This window comes from Streptomyces sp. NPDC001927, assembly GCF_053594455.1.
Genome location: NZ_JBSFEN010000002.1, coordinates 253,050 through 269,455 on the forward strand (window position 1 = coordinate 253,050; position 16,406 = coordinate 269,455).

Here is a 16,406-nt window from a genome sequence, read left to right on the forward strand (position 1 = left end):
CACCGGAGGAATCCATGCGTCTCAGCAACGTCCACGGTGTCGCCCGCTCCGCGCTCCCCCTCGCCGCGGCGCTCTCCCTCGTCCTCGCGACTCCGGCGCACGCCGCGGTCGAATGGGACGGCGACGCGGACAACGGCGGCACCGCCGTGTTCGCCTCGATCCTGTGCGACTCCCCTTCGTACGTGTACCAGCCGGACTGGAACGACGGTCGCGGGAAGATCTTCGGCTTCACCAAGGCAGCGGGCTCCGAGCGGTGCGAGGGGCACGGCATCGCCGGCCGTACCCTCACGTCCGGCCGGACGTACTGGTTCGGCTGGGAGTCCATGACCAAGACGGGCAACGCCCAGACCGTGTTCCAGTGGAAGTCCTGGGGAACCGGCGACGAGCACGACCAGAACTACCCGGTGCTCATGAAGGTCGAGGACAGCCGGCTGAAGATCTGGTACGTCGCCCCGGGCGAACAGTGGATCTCCGCCGGCAGCGTCGCCTGGACGCCGGGCACCTGGAACAAGATCGAGCTCGGCATCAACGCCCAGACCTCGACGAGCGGTTCCTTCGCCCTGTACGTCAACGGCCAGCTGGTCGTCGACCGTCAGAACGCGCGGACCTGGGACCTCAAGGGCAACGTTCCGCGCTGGGGCTCGTACGGCTCCACCATCTTCGACGTCGAGTCGGTCCACTGGGTCGACGGTCTGAAGATGGGAACGACGCGCGCCGACGTCGACTGACGCACCGTACGGGCGCTCCGCACGACGCCGCCCGGGTCAGCCGTGCTTCTTCGCGTAGGCGCGGGCGTAGGCGTCCGCGGCGACGAGTGAGTCCATCACCATGTCGGGCGTGAGGGCGAAGGGCATGTTGTGCGTCGTCTCGCCCTCGGCGGTGGCCGCGCTGGCGATGGCGAGGAGCTCGTCGCGGCCCGCGTCGACGAGGCCGATCTCGGCGAGGGTGGTGGGCAGACCGACCTCACGGCTGAAGCGGAGGAAGGTGTCGATCTCCTCGGTCGGGGAGCCCTCCATGACGAGTTGGGCCAGCGTGCCCATGTTGACCTTCTCGCCGTGCATGAAGGCGCCGGTGTTCGGCGACGCGGTGAAGCCATTGTGGATGCCATGCGCGGCGGCCAGGCCACAGCTCTCGAACCCGAGCCCGGAGAGCAGGGTGTTCGCCTCGGTGATCTTCTCCAGGGCGGGGGTCACGACGTGCTGTTCGGCCGCGAGCTTGGCCTGGACGCCGTACTCCATGAGGGTCTCCCAGCACAGCCGGGCGAGGCTGAGGGCGGCGTCGGTGGCCAGTCCTCCGGCCATGGCGACACTCCGGGCCTGGACGCAGGCGCGGGCCTCGTACCAGGTGGCCAGGGCGTCACCCATCCCGGAGACGATGAAGCGGCTCGGGGCGTTGGCGATGTACGTGGTGTCGACGAGGACGAGGTTCGGGTTGCGGTGCAGCCCGAAGAAGTACCGGTCGAACGCTCCGTCCTCGGTGTAGATGACCGCGTGCGCGCTGGTCGGCGCGTCGGTGGACGCCACCGTGGGTGCGCTGACGGACGGGATGCCGTCGCAGATGAAGCCCACCGACTTCGCGGTGTCGACGGTCATGCCGCCACCGATCCCGATCACGACGTTCGCGCCGACCTCGCGGACCCGGGCCACGATCCGGTCGATCTCCACCTGCGTGCACCGGCCGCCGAAGGTCTCCCGCGTCATCCGGACGCCCGCGCCGGCGAGGGACTTCTCCGCGGTCTCCCCGGCGAAGCCCCACACGCCGTCGTCGGCGAGGACCAGCGCGTGGTCGCCCAGTTGGGCCACGTGCTGCCCCAACTCCCGCATGGCCCCCGCGCCCTGGACGTACTTGGGCGGGCTGATCAGGACGCGCGTGGTGACGGTGTTCAAGGGAGACCTCCTGTGGGGGCCAGGCGCTTGCTCGCCCTTCTTCCTGCTGTCCGGAGGAATCAGGGAAAGAAATGAGACGGGCATCCGGAGGATTCACGGAGCCTTCGAACGGAGTATGGCACAGGAAATTCGAGCACCGAATACGATGGCGAAGGGGAATGCGGGCGAGAATGCCAAGGGCCCTGCGAGATGAGGACCTTCGCCCAGGGCCAGGAGGGACCAACGCCTCGTTCCTCAGGCGCACCGAGCGGGTGAGACTCGGAGCGACACATCTCTTTTCGATATTTCCGTCATCAGTTCTGCCGCGGACGCCAAAAGCCGCCGTGCAGAACTCCGCCGCGCCGCCGCGTCCTCGCGGCAATTTAGCTACGAATAAAGCCGCACGAGGGAGACACCCGCCTTGAAGAAGCTCATCAACACTCCTCAAAGTGTGGTCTCCGACGCACTACGGGGCATGGCGGCGACGCATCGCGAGCTGAATGTGGACGCGGTGGCCGGGATCGTCACCCGGGCCGGCGGGAAGGTTCCGGGCAAGGTCGGCATCCTGTCCGGCGGCGGCAGCGGGCACGAGCCGCTGCACGCGGGGTTCGTCGGCCACGGCATGCTGGACGCCGCCGTCGCGGGCCCGGTCTTCACCTCACCGGTCCCGGACCGCATCCATGAAGGCATCACCGCCGTCGACTCCGGCGCCGGTGTGCTGGTCGTCGTCAAGAACTACACGGGCGACATCCTGAACTTCGGTATGGCCACGGAGGACGCCGACGACGAGGGCATCGCGGTCGAGACCGTCGTCGTGGACGACGACGTGGCCGTCGCCCGCGGTGAGGGCGCGGGCCGCCGAGGCACGGGCGCGACGCTCTTCGTGGAGAAGCTGGCCGGCGCCCTCGCCGAGACTGGTGCACCGCTCGCGGAGGTCGCCGCACTGGCCCGCAGGACCAATGAGCGCAGCCGCAGCTTCGGCGTTGCCCTCACCTCATGCACCACACCCGCCAACGGTGCCCCCAACTTCGAACTGGGCGCGGACGAGATCGAGATCGGCGTCGGCATCCACGGCGAGCCGGGCCGCCGCCGCGCTCGCCTGACGACCGCGGCCGAGACGGCCGAGATCATGCTCGACGCGATCCTCGAAGACCTCCCCGAGGCGGACGGCGACCCGGTGATCCTCCTCGTCAACGGCCTGGGCGCCACCCCGCCGGTCGAGCTCTACGTCGTACGCGCCGAGGTCGAGCGGATTCTCACCGCGTGTGGCATCCGCACGGCCCGCTCGCTGGTCGGCAACTACGTGACCAGTCTCGACATGGCCGGCTGCACCCTGACCCTGTGCCGCGCGGACGAGTCGATGCTCGACCTCTGGGACTCACCGGTGCAGACGCCTTCGCTGCGCTGGGGCGTCTGAACCCCCGCCATCCGGCCCCCTCCCCTCACCCGCAGGCCCCCCATCAGGAAGAACGATCCCGTGACGGCTGCTACCCCCACCCCCGACCCCGCTCTCGATGTCACGTACTTCCGCCGCTGGCTGACCGCGGCCTCCCAGCTCTTCGAGCGGGACGAGGCACGTCTGACCGCCCTGGACGCGGCGATCGGTGACGGCGACCACGGCGCGAACATGGTGCGAGGCTTCGCCGCGGCCCGCGCCGCCGCCGACGAGTCCCCGGCAGCGACTCCCGGTGAGCTCCTGGGCCAGGCCGGCACCACCCTCACCAACACCGTGGGCGGCGCGTCCGGCCCTCTCTTCGGCATGGCGCTGCGCCGTACCGGCAAGCGGTTCGGCTCCGAGATCGACGTCCCCGCCGAGCAGTTCGCGTTCTCGCTGCGTGCGGGAGCCGAGGCCGTGAGCAAGCTCGGCGGCGCGGGTGTCGGTGATGCGACCCTGCTGGACGCCCTGCTCCCGGCGCTCGACGCCCTCGACGGCGAGCTCGCGGCCGGTAGCCCTCTGACCAAGGCCCTGCGGACGGCGCGCGCGGCGGCCGAGCGAGGCGCCGAGGCCACCGGCCCGATGCAGGCCCGCAAGGGCAGGGCCAGCTACCTCGGCGAGCGCTCCATCGGCCACGAGGACGCGGGCGCCAACTCCGTCGTACTCCTCTTCGACGCCCTCACCATGGCGGCGGACCCCTCGTGGGAGCCGGCCCCGGCGACCACCGCGGCGCCGCAGGAGTCCGTCGAGACGGCTCAGAGCACACCCCGGTCGGGCGGTGGGCGCGTCGGTGTCGTACTCGTCTCGCACAGCCGTGAAGTGGCCGAATCCACAGCCGAGTTGGCCAAGGCCATGGTCGGCTCCGGCGACATCGCCCCGGTTCTGGCGGCCGGCGGCACGGACGACGGCCGGATCGGGACCAGCGCGGAACGCATCCACGCCGCGGCCGTGAAGGCCGACGAGGGCCAGGGTGTCGCGATCCTCTGCGACATGGGCAGCGCGGTGCTCACCGTCCAGGCGCTGCTCGGTGAGGGCGACGAGCGCACGATGCCCGCCGACTCCCGGATCGTGGACGCGCCCTTCGTCGAGGGAGCTGTCGGCGTCGTCGTCACCGCTTCGGTGGGCGGGGACATCGACATGGTCGTGGCGGCCGGCGAGGACGCGCGCAACTACCGCAAGGCTTGAAAGGCCGAAAGGCCCTGCCCGGCGGAGGGTGTTGACGCTGGCCCCCGGTTCGCGGCCCCGCGAGAATGCGGGCCATGACCGATGACTCAGCGCATCCCGCCGTCCGCGTCGAGCGTGAGGGGCCAGTGACGACCGTCGTGTTGTCACGGCCCTCCGCCCGCAACGCCGTGGACGGACCGACAGCCCGCCAACTGGCCGACGCCTTCCGCGCGTTCGACGCGGACCCCGACGCCTCGGTCGCCGTTCTGTGGGGCGAGGGCGGGACGTTCTGCGCGGGCGCCGACCTCAAGGCGATCGGCACCGAGCGCGGCAACCGGGTGGAGCCGGACGGCGACGGCCCGATGGGCCCAACCCGGTTGCACCTCTCCAAGCCGGTCATCGCGGCCGTCGCCGGTCACGCCGTGGCCGGCGGGCTGGAGCTCGCCCTGTGGTGCGACCTCCGCGTGGCCGAGGAGGACGCGGTCTTCGGGGTGTTCTGCCGCCGATGGGGCGTCCCCCTGATCGACGGCGGCACGGTCCGGCTCCCCCGGCTTATCGGCGAGAGCCGCGCGATGGACCTCATCCTGACCGGTCGAGCCGTACCGGCGGCCGAGGCGTACGCCATGGGCCTCGCCAACCGCCTCGTCCCACCGGGCCGGGCCCGGGCGGCGGCGGAAGAGCTCGCCCGGGAGATCGCCGCCTTCCCCCAGCTGTGCCTGCGGCACGACCGGCTGTCCGTACGGGAGCAGCACGGCCTGCCCGAGCCCGAGGCCCTCGCGGCGGAGCTGCGGCACGGGATGGTGCCCCTGTCGGCGGGCGAGACGATCTCGGGAGCCGCCCGCTTCACCGCGGGCCAGGGAAGGCACGGCTCCTTCGGCGACTGACGGCCTCCTCGCCGGGCCGACGGACCGAGGCCCTTTTGCTAATGGAATCCATTTTCATATACGTTCTCGGGGACAGCACCGCCCTCGCCACACCCAGGAGCTCCCATGGCCGTCCCCAAGCGGAAGATGTCCCGCAGCAACACCCGTCACCGCCGCGCGCAGTGGAAGGCCACCACCCCGCAGCTGGTGCCGATCACCGTCGACGGCTCCGTCTATCAGGTGCCGCAGCGCCTGGTGAAGGCGTACGAGCGCGGTCTCCTGCACCCCGAGGGCTGAGCCCACGCCCCGCACGAACGACGAACGGCTGCCCGGCCTGGGAGACGTACGGCATCGACGACGTCTGTGCACACGAACCCGCGGACTCAACGGCGGCCTGATTCAACGGGCTTGCGCGGCAAGGAGGTGGGCAGCGGCTCTGCTCCGCGAGTGGCCCACAGCGTCACGCCGATGTAGAGCATCTGCTCCGGGATGCGCTGCCACAGGGGCGAGGCGGGCTCGCCCGCGAACGGGATCTCGGCGACGGCGGCGTGGATGTTCGCCGGCAGCATGACGACGAACAGCAGCGCCAAGCAGTAGCCGGCGGCGCGGCGGGTCCGGCCGATGATCAACCCGACCGCGCCGAGGAACTCCAGCACGCCGGTGAGGTAGACCATCGCCGAGGCGAACGGTACGGCCGACGGGACCATGGCGGCGAGGTCGGCATGGTTCGGCATGACGGTGACGCTCGCCGGGACGAAGTGAGCACTGGCGGTCATGAACAGCATGACCGCGACCGCATGGGCCGCCGCCGCGGGCCAAGTCGCGAAGCGCCGTACGCCGAGTGCGCCGAGGCCACGCAGCAGGGCCAGCGAGGTGAGGAGAACGGGCAGGGTCATCTTCGCGCTCCGGGGATCTAGTCATTGTCAAGTTCTTGGGTCGAGCGTAAGCCCGGTGCGGTATCTTGTCAATGACAAGTTGAGAGGATCGCGCCTGTGCCCAAGAGCGGATACCACCATGGAGATCTCCGCCGGACGATCGTCGCCGCCGCCGTCGCGGCGATCGACGAGTCCGGCCTCGACGGGTGGAGCCTGCGCGAGCTCGCTCGCCGCGCGGGGGTCTCCCACGCGGCGCCCGCCCACCACTTCGGCGACAAGACCGGCGTCCTGACCGCCATCGCCACCGATGGGTTCACGCTGCTCGGCGACGCCCTCGAAGCCGCGGAGTCGGACTTCCTCGCCGCGGGCCTGTCCTACGTGGACTTCGCCGTCAACCATCCGGTCCACTTCGCGGTGATGTTCCAGCCCAGCCTGTACCGTGCGGACGACGAGGCCCTCCAGCAGGCGGAAACCCGCGCCGGTGACGCGCTCCGCAAGGGGGCCGGCGCGGCGGCCGCCACCTCGAACGATGCCCCCGAGCACACCACGCTCGCCGCGTGGTCCATCGCGCACGGCTTCGCGAATCTGTGGATCAGCGGGGCGCTACGACCGGCACCGGGCGCCGACGCCGTCGACGCGGCCCGCCCGGTGCTGCGGATGCTCCTCAAACGGTCGTCGTGAAGCAGCCCTCTCAGGTGGTGAAGCGGCGCCGGATGTCCGGGCGTTCGGCGAGGTGCTGGGGGTAGCCGGGGCCGAGGCGCGGGCGTGTGTCGTCGGCCGTCATCGGCTCCTTGCAGGAGGCGCAGACGACCTCGGCGTCGCCCTCGTGCCCGCAGCGGTCGTGGTGAAAGACCACCGGCGGCCCCTGCTCGCCGCTGAGCCAGCGGTTGCCCCAGGTGTTCATGGCGGCGAGCACGCCGAAGAAGTCGCGGCCCTTCTCCGTGAGGACGTAGTCGTAGCGCACCGGCTCGTGCTGGTAGGCCTGCTTCTCCATGAGGCCTTCGTCGACCAGGCGGCGGAGCCGGTCGGTCAGGGTGTTGCGGGCGATGCCGAGCTCCTGCTGGAACGCGTCGAACCGCTTGATCCCGTAGAAGGCCTCCCGCAGGACGAGCGGCGTCCACCAGTCCCCGAGCATGTCCATGGTGCGCGCGACGGAGCACGGCCAGTTCGCGAAAGAGGTCCGCCTCATGAGCTCAGCATAAGGTCTCATGAGGGGACTCAGCAGGTCGCCCGCGTTCCTGGACGCGCCCGCCGCGCGCGAGCCCTCGGACTCTCGGGCTCAGGCCCTAGCGCTATCGGGCCCCTCGCCATCCATCTCTCGTACCAGGTCGAGCGCACGGCCCAGAGTGGTCAGCCGGTCTTCCAGCGTCTCGCCGGCGGGGTAGAAGCGGATGGTGTCGACGCCGGCTTCGCGCCACACCCGCAGCCGGTTTCGCACCATGTCCTCGGTGCCGATGAGCGTCGTACCCAGGACCATCTCGTCGGTGACCAGATCCGCCGCCCCGTCCCGGTCGCCGGCCTGCCAGCGTTCGCGGACCTCGGCGGCGACGTCGGCCCAACCCTGGCGGCTGTAGGCGTTGTTGTAGAAGTTGGTGCTCGCGGAGCCCATGCCTCCGAGGCTGAAGGCCAGTTCCTTCTTCCGGCCGGCCACCATCGCCCGCAGCGCGTCCTCGTCCTCGGCGAAGGCCACCTCGGCGCCCTGGCAGATGTCGAGGTCCGCGCGTGAGCGGCCGGAAGCGGTGAGGCCCGCGTCCAGGTGGTCGAAGTAGGCCTCTTTGGCGCCCTCGGGCACGAAGCTCGTACCCAGCCAGCCGTCGGCGATCTCGCCGGTCAGGTGCAGCATCTTCGGCGAGAGGGTCGCCAGATGGATCGGGATGGGGTGCTCGGAGCGTACGGCCACGCGCATGGGCTTGGCCTCTCCGCCGGGCAGCGGGATCGTGAACTCCCGCCCGGAGTACGAGACTTTCTCCCCCGCTGCGGCCTGCCGGACGATCTCGACGGTTTCCCGCATCCGTGACAGCGGCCGGTCGAAAGGCACGCCGTGCAGCCCTTCGATCACCTGCGGGCCGGACGGGCCGAGTCCAAGGAGGAAGCGTCCCTGGGAGATGTGCGACAGGGTGATCGCCGCGCGGGCGATGGCCATCGGTGTACGGGTGGCGAGCTGGATGATCCCCGAACCGAGGAGCATGCGCTCCGTCTTGGCGGCGAGGTACCCCAACGGCGAAGGCGCTTCCGCGCCCCAGGCCTCCGCCACCCAGCAGATGTCCAGGCCCAGCTTCTCCGCCTCGGTGACGAAGTCCACCGTCTCCTGCCAGTCGGCCCCGGACGCCTCGATCGTGGTCGACGTACGCATCACACATCCGCCTTTCCGGACTCTTCCGCGAGCTTCTTGATCGCCGTGAGGGTGACGCCGATGTTGGTCTCGAACTCGCGCATCCGCACGAAGACGATCTTCTGTTCCTTCTCCGGCATGCTGTCGATGGCGACGGACAGTCCGGAGCGGCCCGGCCCCAGCTGCATCCACTGCCGCAACAGCGTTCCGCCGTCCTCGGGTTGGAGGGTGAACCGCCAGATCGCCGCGGGTTGTTCGGGGTCCTCGACCGCCCAGGCGAACACCCTGGGCGGCTCGCACTGCACGACGTGGGAGGTGGTGGCCCATTCCCCCAGCGCCTCGTGCCTGCTGCGGCCCACGAAGCGGGCCCCCGGGGCGGGTCGTGTCCCGCCGTCCAGCCACTGCACCGACTGCAGCTCCGCGCTCAGACGCGGCATCAACTCGATGTCGGAGACCAGCTCCCATACCCGTTCGGGCGGGGCGGCGATCCAGATCGGCACCTCGACCGTCGGCTTGTCCGCGTAGCGTGCGCCTGTCCACTCCATGGGCTTGTCGCCTCCTACGTTCCGTAGTTGAAGTCACGTCGCGAGCAACCGCGCTGCAGGGCAGGCGAGTTCGTGCGGCTCGCCGGTGGGCACGCGGCGCATCGGACGAAATCCACGGCGCCCAGCATCGACTAGTGAGTCTATCTACGCAACTATTCTGGTCATTGACTTACGGCAGACATGGGAGGACCGCGAACGGGGGCGACGCGGCGCGCGTCGCCCCCGTGTGCCCACCGGTTTCAGCGCGGGCTGCTCACCGAGCCTGCGGACGCGCCCTCGGCGCGGACGGCCTCGGCGTCGGCGCCGCTGTGCCGTTCGGCCCACGTCTCCAGCGCTGCCCGGCAGGCGTGGTCGAGGTGGTGGACCCCGGAGAGGTCCAGGACCACGCGTCGGTCGGTCGGCAGGGCTTCCAGGCTGTCGAGTATCTGCGGCAGCCGCAGGAAGGTGACCGTCCCCTGGAGCCGTACGCGGACCGCGCCGCGTCCGTCGTCGCTGTGCTCGATCCGCAGGTGCGAGGCCTCCCAGGCGGCCTTCGCGACCGACAGGACGAGGCCGATCAGGACGCCCTCGAACATGCCGACCGCGACGATCGCCGTCGCCGTCGCCACGAGGACGAGGGCCTCGCCCCGGTGACGGTGCCAGAGCGTCATGACGCCCTTGAACGGGATGAGCTTCCAGCCCGCGTGCACGAGGATCCCGGCCAGCGCGGCCAACGGGATGTACGCGAGGACGGCGGGCAGCAGGGCGACGAAGAGCAACAGCCAGACACCGTGGAGGACTCGGGACGCCTTCGTCCGGGCGCCGGCCTCGACATTGGCCGAGCTGCGCACGATGACCGCGGTGAGCGGCAGGGCACCGAGCAGGCCGCAGAGCGCGTTGCCCGAGCCCTGGGCGACGAGTTCCTTGTCGTAGTCCGTCCGCGGTCCCGAGTGGAGCCGGTCGACCGCCGCCGCGCTGAACAGCGACTCGGCGGAGGCGATCAGGGCGAACGCGAGGACCGTGCCGAGGAGGGCGGGATCGGCGAGCGACGAGAGGGCCTCGACGCCCGGCAGATGGACGGCCTCCAGTACGCCGCTCACCCGCACGGTCTCCATCGGAAGGCCGAACACGGCGGTCGCGAGGGCGGCCAGCAGGACCGCCACGAGGGCCCCGGGCACCGCCCGCGCCCGGCGCGGCAACCGCCGCCAGCCGACGATGACGAGAACGGTGCCGGTCCCGAGGGCGAGCGACACAAGGGCCGTACGGCTGCCCAGCGCCCCGACCAGGGCGCCCGGCAGGCCGGTCAGTTTGTCGAGACCGGAAGCCGGGGCGGGCAGGCCCGCCGCGGCGTAGAGCTGGCCGGCGATGATGATCAGGCCGATGCCCGCAAGCATGCCCTCGACGACGGAGAGGGAGATCGCACGGAACCAGCGCCCCCACCGGAGCAGGCCCATGGCGATCTGCAGCAGGCCGGCCACCAGCACGATGACTCCGAGCGCGGGCAGGCCAAAGGCCCGCACGGCCTCGAGAACGAGCACGGTGAGCCCGGCGGCGGGTCCGGAGACCTGAAGGCTGCTGCCCCGCATGAGGCCGGTGACGATTCCGCCGACGATGCCGGTGATGAGGCCCAGTTCGGCGGGGACACCGGACGCGACGGCGACGCCGAGGCAGAGCGGGAGGGCGACGAGGAAGACGACGAGCGAGGCGGCGAAGTCCTGCCGCAGGAAGGGGAACGAGAAGGAGGGGAAGGAGCGCGGCATCCGGACGTCCCTCCTCACTGCGCGGACCAGCTGCGCAGCCGGCGCAGTGGGGTGGTGGCATCGGTCGGGGACTGGCCCGCGGTGGGCGGGGCGAACTCCTCAGGGCGCTGTCCGAATCGGCGGGCGTTGTCGATGAGGGGCTGCATGAATGTTTCCTCCTGGCGCGCCGTGGGGGCGCGTCGGGCTGACAGGTCGGCGCGGAGTGGTGCCGCCTGTCAGCAGAGGAACACCTGGAGGGCGGAGGGTTCGTGGGCGGCGAGGGGTCTCGGCCGAGTGTCCGGACCACCGGCCGAGGGATGCGTGACCGGCGGTGCGGTGCGCGCGACGAGCGGCGGCGGGCCGGGAGGGCCCACGGGCGCGGTGACGGCCCGGCGCCGGTCACGATGGAGGACGGAGCCCCTGGGCGCATCGACCTCGCCGCCCCCGGCATGCACGGACTCGTACGCCACGGCCGACGCGGCCTGCTGAACGCGAGGCTGCTGGAGCTGGGGCACCACGGGCCCGGCGACGGAGGTGGGCAGGACACACGTGCCGCAGAGGAGCGCGAGGACGAGAAGGAGCGTCGCGCGCAGGGCCACGGACACGCGGGAGGAAGACATCGCGAACACACCTCCCTCCGGTCGCGCCATCACCCAACTTCACCAAAGCAAGCCCAAGGGCGAGTCAACGAAGAGTAATGCGCCCATGTGGAGGGCACGCCGCAACACCCGTGGCATACGAAGGTTTTCGAATGGAATCAGCCTGATGTTGACGCGAACGGCAGCGTCGGAAGGGGTCCACACCCCGAGAGTCCGTCAGGTCGAGCCCTGCGTGGCCCGCTCTCACAGCCGTCGATAGAGGCCACCACGTAGCCGTACGCCGCGCGGCGCGACACTACGAAATCGGAGGCCTCAAGGCTGCCAAGAATGGGCTCGGTAGCGCGAATACTGGCACCTCGGGCGCTCTCCGACCGGCGTTCACGAGCCCCAGGCCGTCCGACTCCTGACAGTCCACCACCCGCCCACCCACGGCCCCGACAAGTAGGCCCCTGACCTGGTGCTTTCCGCCCAACTCTCTAGGCTGGAGGCTGCGCTGGACACCCGTTGGAGGGGGACTTCATGAGTGACGCCACGAATCCGTACACGGCCGCCCACATTCAGGTGTGGGAGGGGCTGGAGGCCATCCGGAAACGCCCAGGGATGTACGTGGGCTCGACCAGTGAGTGGGGGCTGCACAACCAGGTGTATGAGGTCTCCGACTGGGCGGTGAACGAGGTTCTCGCCGGTCGTGCCGACCACGTCGACGTCGCGCTGGAACCCGACGGCTGGGTGCGGGTCGCCATCGACGGACCCGGGGTTCCTGTCGAGGCCGCCGGGCATGCGGGTGGACCTGCTCTCGAAGAGCTGCTGACTCAAATGCACGCCGGGCCGCGGCGCGACGGCCACCGTTTCGTGGAGGTAGGCCTCTGCGGCATGGGCCCCTTCGTCGCCAACGCCTTGTCGAGCCGCCTGACGGCGGAGGTCCGGCGCGAGGGGGTGCGCTGGGTACAGCACTTCGACTGCGGCACTCCGGCCGGCCCACCGTCGGCCGAGGGGCCCACGACGGGAACCGGAACCGTCATTGCGTTCCGGCCCGACGCCGACATCTTCGGTACGGCGGAGTGCTCGTTCGAGGCGCTGGCGGAGCGCTTCAGAACGCTGGCGTTCCTGAACCGCGGCCTCAGCATCTCCCTGACCGACCGTCGCCCTCCAAGGGAGCCACGATCGGAGCGATTCCTCTTCCCGGGCGGCGCCAAGGACTTCGTCGCCTTCATCGCCGCGCAGGCCGGGACAGCCGATTCGACGGACGTCTTCGGCTTCGAGCACGAGGATCCTCGGATCCCCGGGTCTGTCGAGGTCGCCCTGATGTGGAGCCGCACCCTCACAGGCGGCATCCAGAGCTTCGCGAACAGCAAGCCCACGCCCGGGGGTGGGACGCACGTGGTGGGCTTCAGAGAGGGGGTTGCTGCGGCGATCAACACCTTCGTACGAGGGAGGCAGCTGCTGCCTGAGACGGACACCGATCTCAGCCCTGACCGGATCTTCGACGGCCTCACCGCGGTCGTCTCGGTGAAACTCGACCGTCCCGAGTTCGAAGGCGCCACACGCGCCATCTTGGGCAATGCCGAAGTGCGCGCATCCATCGCGTCGGCCGTCCAGAAACACCTGATCACGTGGTTGGCAGAGAACCCACGTCTGGCCTCGGCCGTCGTAGGCCGGATCGCCGCCGATCCATGGCCAGGGCCGGCTGGGGCTTGAGCCTCGGTGGCGAGGTGGGGACCCGTACCCGTCTTCTGCCTGGCGGGCCATCTGCTCACGCGGACCCGCCCTGGTCCTCCCCGATACCTAGCGGCCCACAGTGCTCCAGTCGGCGGGTGCCGGCGGCACCGAGCGGCCTGCGGCGTGTTCGCGGAGGCGCCGGGTCAGTTCCGGCAGGTCAGAGGCCGGAAAGCTCACCTGGAGCAGTTGCTGGCGGAATCGCGAGGGGAGATCCTCGTCGAACATGGCCGCGTCCATCGGCTTGATCGTCACGTCCCATGCGTCCGGGGCTGCCCAGTGCGTCATCCGCACGTAGAACGCATCCCGCGGACCGGCGTTCGCGACGGCGGAGAGAAACGCGAGTCCGTCGTCGACCGGGAAGTCGATGAGCATCCATCCACGCCGGGAGTCCACCCACTCCGCCATGTGCGGTAGCTTCTCCGGCCAGTCCGCGTTGCTCTCCGCGAGATCCTGACAGCAGGTCAAGGTGTCGAACCCGCACTCCCAGATCGCCTGGATCGTGGGTGCGAGCTGCTCGTCGATCTGGGCTTGGCGGCCACCCACCCGGACAGGAACGGTGCGGTGCGTGCCTTGGTAAGAGGTCATCGCAGGAGCATAGAAGCGGGGTACGACAGAAAGGCAGGCGCCGCCCGGGCCTTCGGGCCGAGCACGTCGACGCGATTCCCGGCTTCGCCGTGCGCCGGACCGTCGTGGTCGAAGCCACCCACCAGGGGCGGTGAAAATCCAGTGGTGGATCCACTCCCCGAGCGTCACGCTGAGCGGCATCGCCGTGTTGAGGAGGATGCGATGGGTGGGCCTGCGGTAGGGCTGTGGCTGACGGAGCAGCGTAGTGCCCTCGATGCCCTCCCGTGGCTGGAGAGCTTCTGCGACGTGCGAGCGGGGAACGACGAATCGCTTGAGTTCGACGTCATTCGGCCCGCCGCAATCGGACTTGAGCTGCTGGACGACCCACTCGGACCGTTCCATCTTGGTCCGGCATCTCTGGAGGACTACCAAGAGCTGGGGTTCCCTGGGCTCGCCAGCCCACCCATTGTTGAACTGACCCTGTTCTCCTATTGCTCAGGGCGGCAGAACCACCTGGCCCTTGGGCACCTCGCCCTGGCTCTGGCGAACCGCTTCGACGCGCTGATCGACTTCGGCGGCCTGCTCGGGTACCGCTTCTCCCTCCACGACGTCGATGCCGAGGAGGAGGCCGTACGCCTCGCGGAGGCCCGGGCTCTGGTGTCCTCGCTGCCGGGCCGCGTCTGGGAGATGCCCTACGCCGCATACGGCGGCGGCAGTTGGTACAGCCACGTCGGCGACCGGGACTTCCTGAGGGCTTGGCTCGGCCACCCCGACTTCCACATGATCAAGTAGGAACGGCGGCCTCCCTCTGCAGCGACTTCAACCGCGAGCACCCACCAGCCACTCCACGACATCCGACGCCGTGTACTCCTCGCCGCTCGGGCTGAGGTCGTTCAGGAAGTCGAGGTCCTGGCCGAGGGTGACGACCGGGGGTTCCACCGTGCCGCCGGGGCGGCGTTGGCCGAGGCCGATCGTGGCGAGGAGGCCGTTGCACAGGCAGAGCTTGCCGTCGGTGGCCGCGGAATGGCCGCCCTTGCGGACGTAGGCGGCCTCGGGCTCGGCCGGGCAGCGGTAGCCGATGCCGCCCTTGGGGGTGCGGTAGGGCGTACGGAGGTAGGCGAGGTCGCAGACGCGGCGGCGGTTCTCGGCCACCGTGGGTTCGGAGAGGGTGCCCGGCAGATCGGCCACCTTGAAGGGGAAAGCCGTCGGGGACGCGGACGGGTTGTTCCGCACCTTCAACGTGCCCTGCCGCGCACGGGACGTGACCTCCGTACGCAGTTCGGCCGTCATGCCGGAGTCCTCGCACAGGGCGAACGCGCTGCCGACCTGTACCCCCGCCGCACCGGCCGCGCGCGCAGCGGCAAGCCGCTCGGGGTGCGCGACGCCACCCGCGAGCCAGTACGGGATGCCGAGCGCGCTCATCTTGGCGAGGTCGGGCATGTCGCGCGGGCCGTAGATCGGGTTGCCGTCGTCGTCCAGCGTGAGCGCGCCACGCGGCGGGGCGCTGTGGCCGCCGGCCCCGTGGGTCTCGATGACGAACCCGTCGGGCTTGGTGGCCTCGTCACGGGCGAGGTACGAGGCGAGGACGGGCAGCGAGACGATGGCGAGCACGTCGGGACGCTTCAGCCCGGCCACGACGTCCGCGCCCAGGCTGCCGGCCACCACGTCCGCGCCGAGGCCGCCGACCGGTGTCGGTCGCGCGCCTATCTCCACCTCTTGAACCCGGCCCTCCCCGGCCTGACGCCCCTTGCCCGTACCCCCGCACTTGCACGGCCCCTCGCCCCCGCCGCACTCGGACTCGGACTCGGACTCGGCCGCCGGAGCGGGCAGTTCCGTCTGCAGCAGCGCTCGCGGGTCGAAGTGGTGCTCGTACGCCGCCTCGTCCCCGTCGACCGCGATCTTCACCGTCACGGGCTCGGCACGGGACAGCCGAGTGGCGAGGTCGGGTATGTGCCCGGGAACACCAGCGCCTACGAGCACATGGTCGACTCCGGCAAGTATGGCGCCGAACAACGCCGGTGCGAGGGCGAGTTGGATCTTCTCCAGGTAGTTCACGCCGACGAGTCCGTCGTGCCCCTCCTTGGCGAGCCATACCTCGACGAAGTTGCCGATCACGGTGAGCAGGTCCGCCGGCTCACCGCGTTCGACGCGCAGCATCGGCTCCGTGAGGAAACGTTCCCCGTCGGGGAGGCCGCCGGGTACGTAGTAGCGCTCCAGGACGGCGGCCGCGAGGGCGGGCACCGGGAAGGCGGCCAGCGCGCGGCGGACGTCCCCGTCGGCGTCGCCGAACTGGAGCCTGCGGGCGAGGACGGTGCCGAGCGCGGTGCCGGAAACGACGCCGAGCTGTCCCGTACGGGAGACGGCCCGCGCGAGCTGCCAGCCGGACACACCCACCCCCATGCCGCCTTGGATGACCTGGGGCAGTGCTGCGTTCGTCGTCGGCATGGGGCTCTCATCGCTCTCGCCTCGTAACCTACGGAACCGTAGGTTCTCCATGTCCTCATTGTTCGGCATATCGGAGAGGACCGCGGGCGTCGAACGGCCCCACTGGACGGGACCAATGACCTGCGGGACCACCAAGGGCTCTAGAGCGTGCCTCTTCACGGACTTCCACCACACAGGGATCGTCCGCGATGAAGCAGAGGTAATCGTCTTTGCAGCCCGAAGCTCCTCCGCATCGATGCCGTCCAGGGCTCCGGCCCAGTGATCCAGGCGGGCCGACCGGGT

Annotated in this window: 17 protein-coding genes and 2 pseudogenes; 9 read left to right on the forward strand and 10 right to left on the reverse strand. The window is 70.3% G+C overall.

The features are described from left to right. The first annotated feature begins 14 nt into the window (after positions 1-14). Positions 15-728, forward strand: a complete 714-nt coding sequence (locus tag ACWCO8_RS05695; RefSeq protein WP_451031085.1) for a heparin lyase I family protein — start codon at positions 15-17, stop codon at positions 726-728. A gap of 36 nt (positions 729-764) precedes the next feature. On the opposite strand, the gene ACWCO8_RS05700 is transcribed toward ACWCO8_RS05695, so the two are convergent. Continuing rightward, positions 765-1,886 (reverse strand): glycerol dehydrogenase, encoded by a 1,122-nt coding sequence (locus tag ACWCO8_RS05700; RefSeq protein WP_451031086.1) that lies wholly within the window; start codon positions 1,884-1,886, stop codon positions 765-767. Between the two features lie 400 nt (positions 1,887-2,286). Between ACWCO8_RS05700 and dhaK the strand changes: the two genes are divergently transcribed. The 5 genes and pseudogenes from dhaK (at position 2,287) to rpmF (ending at position 5,624) form a co-directional block, all read left to right on the forward strand. Beyond that, on the forward strand, positions 2,287-3,282 hold the full coding sequence (gene dhaK, locus ACWCO8_RS05705; protein ID WP_451031087.1) for a dihydroxyacetone kinase subunit DhaK: 996 nt from the start codon (positions 2,287-2,289) through the stop codon (positions 3,280-3,282). A gap of 60 nt (positions 3,283-3,342) precedes the next feature. Further along, positions 3,343-3,993 (forward strand): annotated as a pseudogene (gene dhaL, locus ACWCO8_RS05710) (dihydroxyacetone kinase subunit DhaL); the annotation flags it as partial. Continuing rightward, a complete protein-coding gene (gene dhaM, locus ACWCO8_RS05715; RefSeq protein ID WP_451031432.1) occupies positions 3,985-4,485 on the forward strand; it encodes a dihydroxyacetone kinase phosphoryl donor subunit DhaM in 501 nt (166 codons plus the stop codon). The pseudogene dhaL and the gene dhaM, both read left to right, overlap by 9 nt. A 74-nt stretch (positions 4,486-4,559) precedes the next feature. Beyond that, on the forward strand, positions 4,560-5,348 hold the full coding sequence (locus ACWCO8_RS05720; protein ID WP_451031088.1) for a crotonase/enoyl-CoA hydratase family protein: 789 nt from the start codon (positions 4,560-4,562) through the stop codon (positions 5,346-5,348). 105 nt (positions 5,349-5,453) lie between these two features. Beyond that, entirely contained in the window at positions 5,454-5,624 is a 171-nt protein-coding gene (gene rpmF, locus ACWCO8_RS05725) for a 50S ribosomal protein L32 (protein WP_183068845.1), read from the forward strand. 86 nt (positions 5,625-5,710) lie between these two features. On the opposite strand, the gene ACWCO8_RS05730 is transcribed toward rpmF, so the two are convergent. Then, the gene (locus ACWCO8_RS05730) at positions 5,711-6,223 is read right to left on the reverse strand and encodes a DoxX family protein (RefSeq protein ID WP_451031089.1); all 513 of its coding nucleotides are present in this window, start codon (positions 6,221-6,223) and stop codon (positions 5,711-5,713) included. A 96-nt stretch (positions 6,224-6,319) separates the two neighbouring features. On the opposite strand from ACWCO8_RS05730, the gene ACWCO8_RS05735 reads away from it, so the two are divergent. Beyond that, complete coding sequence (locus ACWCO8_RS05735; RefSeq protein ID WP_451031090.1) at positions 6,320-6,883, forward strand: TetR/AcrR family transcriptional regulator; 564 nt, start codon at positions 6,320-6,322, stop codon at positions 6,881-6,883. 10 nt (positions 6,884-6,893) lie between these two features. Here the strand turns inward: ACWCO8_RS05735 and ACWCO8_RS05740 are convergent, their stop codons facing one another. From ACWCO8_RS05740 to ACWCO8_RS05765, 6 genes and pseudogenes are all read right to left on the reverse strand, one after another. Next, on the reverse strand, positions 6,894-7,391 hold the full coding sequence (locus ACWCO8_RS05740; protein ID WP_451031091.1) for a winged helix-turn-helix transcriptional regulator: 498 nt from the start codon (positions 7,389-7,391) through the stop codon (positions 6,894-6,896). A gap of 90 nt (positions 7,392-7,481) precedes the next feature. Beyond that, entirely contained in the window at positions 7,482-8,555 is a 1,074-nt protein-coding gene (locus ACWCO8_RS05745; RefSeq protein ID WP_451031092.1) for an LLM class flavin-dependent oxidoreductase, read from the reverse strand. Next, positions 8,555-9,079 (reverse strand): SRPBCC family protein, encoded by a 525-nt coding sequence (locus ACWCO8_RS05750; protein ID WP_451031093.1) that lies wholly within the window; start codon positions 9,077-9,079, stop codon positions 8,555-8,557. Before ACWCO8_RS05750 ends, ACWCO8_RS05745 begins: the two co-directional genes overlap by 1 nt. 239 nt (positions 9,080-9,318) lie before the next feature. After that, a complete protein-coding gene (locus ACWCO8_RS05755; protein WP_451031094.1) occupies positions 9,319-10,818 on the reverse strand; it encodes a SulP family inorganic anion transporter in 1,500 nt (499 codons plus the stop codon). A 65-nt stretch (positions 10,819-10,883) separates the two neighbouring features. Beyond that, a pseudogene (locus ACWCO8_RS05760) lies at positions 10,884-10,964 on the reverse strand (carbonic anhydrase); the annotation flags it as partial. Between the two features lie 69 nt (positions 10,965-11,033). Further along, positions 11,034-11,417 carry a hypothetical protein gene (locus tag ACWCO8_RS05765; protein ID WP_451031095.1) on the reverse strand — a complete coding sequence of 128 codons (384 nt, stop codon included), beginning with the start codon at positions 11,415-11,417 and terminating at the stop codon, positions 11,034-11,036. A 498-nt stretch (positions 11,418-11,915) separates the two neighbouring features. Here ACWCO8_RS05765 and ACWCO8_RS05770 point away from each other — a divergent pair, with 498 nt between their 5' ends. Continuing rightward, positions 11,916-13,094, forward strand: a complete 1,179-nt coding sequence (locus ACWCO8_RS05770) for a DNA gyrase subunit B (protein WP_451031096.1) — start codon at positions 11,916-11,918, stop codon at positions 13,092-13,094. An 87-nt stretch (positions 13,095-13,181) separates the two neighbouring features. Here ACWCO8_RS05770 and ACWCO8_RS05775 read toward each other — a convergent pair whose 3' ends face one another. Continuing rightward, positions 13,182-13,700, reverse strand: coding sequence for a hypothetical protein (locus ACWCO8_RS05775; RefSeq protein ID WP_451031097.1), 519 nt, complete (start codon positions 13,698-13,700; stop codon positions 13,182-13,184). 144 nt (positions 13,701-13,844) lie between these two features. Here ACWCO8_RS05775 and ACWCO8_RS05780 point away from each other — a divergent pair, with 144 nt between their 5' ends. Beyond that, positions 13,845-14,471: a DUF6368 family protein gene (locus tag ACWCO8_RS05780; protein ID WP_451031098.1), complete on the forward strand. Its 627-nt coding sequence runs from the start codon at positions 13,845-13,847 to the stop codon at positions 14,469-14,471. Between the two features lie 27 nt (positions 14,472-14,498). Here the strand turns inward: ACWCO8_RS05780 and ACWCO8_RS05785 are convergent, their stop codons facing one another. Continuing rightward, on the reverse strand, positions 14,499-16,124 hold the full coding sequence (locus tag ACWCO8_RS05785) for a nitronate monooxygenase (RefSeq protein ID WP_451031099.1): 1,626 nt from the start codon (positions 16,122-16,124) through the stop codon (positions 14,499-14,501). Positions 16,125-16,406 lie beyond the last annotated feature (282 nt).

Excerpts from the sequence above, each read along its gene's own strand:
- ACWCO8_RS05695 (WP_451031085.1), top strand. The coding sequence starts at position 15 with ATGCGTCTCAGCAACGTCCACGGTGTCGCCCGCTCCGCGCTCCCCCTC.
- dhaM (WP_451031432.1), top strand. The coding sequence starts at position 3,985 with ATGGCGGCGGACCCCTCGTGGGAGCCGGCCCCGGCGACCACCGCGGCG.
- ACWCO8_RS05720 (WP_451031088.1), top strand. The coding sequence starts at position 4,560 with ATGACCGATGACTCAGCGCATCCCGCCGTCCGCGTCGAGCGTGAGGGG.
- rpmF (WP_183068845.1), top strand. The coding sequence starts at position 5,454 with ATGGCCGTCCCCAAGCGGAAGATGTCCCGCAGCAACACCCGTCACCGC.
- ACWCO8_RS05730 (WP_451031089.1), bottom strand. The coding sequence starts at position 6,223 with ATGACCCTGCCCGTTCTCCTCACCTCGCTGGCCCTGCTGCGTGGCCTC.
- ACWCO8_RS05740 (WP_451031091.1), bottom strand. The coding sequence starts at position 7,391 with ATGAGGCGGACCTCTTTCGCGAACTGGCCGTGCTCCGTCGCGCGCACC.
- ACWCO8_RS05745 (WP_451031092.1), bottom strand. The coding sequence starts at position 8,555 with ATGCGTACGTCGACCACGATCGAGGCGTCCGGGGCCGACTGGCAGGAG.
- ACWCO8_RS05750 (WP_451031093.1), bottom strand. The coding sequence starts at position 9,079 with ATGGAGTGGACAGGCGCACGCTACGCGGACAAGCCGACGGTCGAGGTG.
- ACWCO8_RS05755 (WP_451031094.1), bottom strand. The coding sequence starts at position 10,818 with ATGCCGCGCTCCTTCCCCTCCTTCTCGTTCCCCTTCCTGCGGCAGGAC.
- ACWCO8_RS05765 (WP_451031095.1), bottom strand. The coding sequence starts at position 11,417 with ATGTCTTCCTCCCGCGTGTCCGTGGCCCTGCGCGCGACGCTCCTTCTC.
- ACWCO8_RS05770 (WP_451031096.1), top strand. The coding sequence starts at position 11,916 with ATGAGTGACGCCACGAATCCGTACACGGCCGCCCACATTCAGGTGTGG.
- ACWCO8_RS05775 (WP_451031097.1), bottom strand. The coding sequence starts at position 13,700 with ATGACCTCTTACCAAGGCACGCACCGCACCGTTCCTGTCCGGGTGGGT.
- ACWCO8_RS05785 (WP_451031099.1), bottom strand. The coding sequence starts at position 16,124 with ATGCCGACGACGAACGCAGCACTGCCCCAGGTCATCCAAGGCGGCATG.